This is a genomic window from Streptomyces sp. NPDC127092, assembly GCF_042722475.1.
Taxonomy (GTDB): Bacteria; Actinomycetota; Actinomycetes; order Streptomycetales; family Streptomycetaceae; genus Streptomyces.
Genome location: NZ_JBHXFE010000094.1, coordinates 1 through 328, shown reverse-complemented (window position 1 = coordinate 328; position 328 = coordinate 1). Strand labels below are relative to the sequence as shown.

The window sequence follows — 328 nt, the reverse complement described above, 5'->3', positions numbered from 1 at the left end:
GATTCCAGGTCTCCACGCGTGTCCCGATGTCGAGGGTGACGGCATCGATCGGGACATCGATGAGCATGTCGGATGCCGCCATGGCGGCGACAAGGTGCGAGGAAGGGCCGCCAACCGGTGCCACCCGGCCTCCAGGCAACCCCACACCACGGCGGAACTGCCGTTTCCCGGCGACAGAGGTGAGGGGCTCGGCCAGGGTCCGCGGCTCGGGCTGTCGCGCGTGCAGTCCTGCTGCCTCACGGAGGACCGGCTCGATGAAGAGCATGAACGACAGCTGCGCGGACACGGGATTGCCTGGGAAGCACACCATGGGAACGCCTTTGTAGAT

The 328-nt window shown here is 66.5% G+C and carries 1 pseudogene; it reads right to left on the bottom strand.

What is annotated here, in order from left to right:
- Nucleotides 1-286, bottom strand: a pseudogene (locus ACFWJO_RS37180) (molybdopterin molybdenumtransferase MoeA); the annotation flags it as partial.
- Between the last annotated feature and the right edge of the window lie 42 nt (nucleotides 287-328).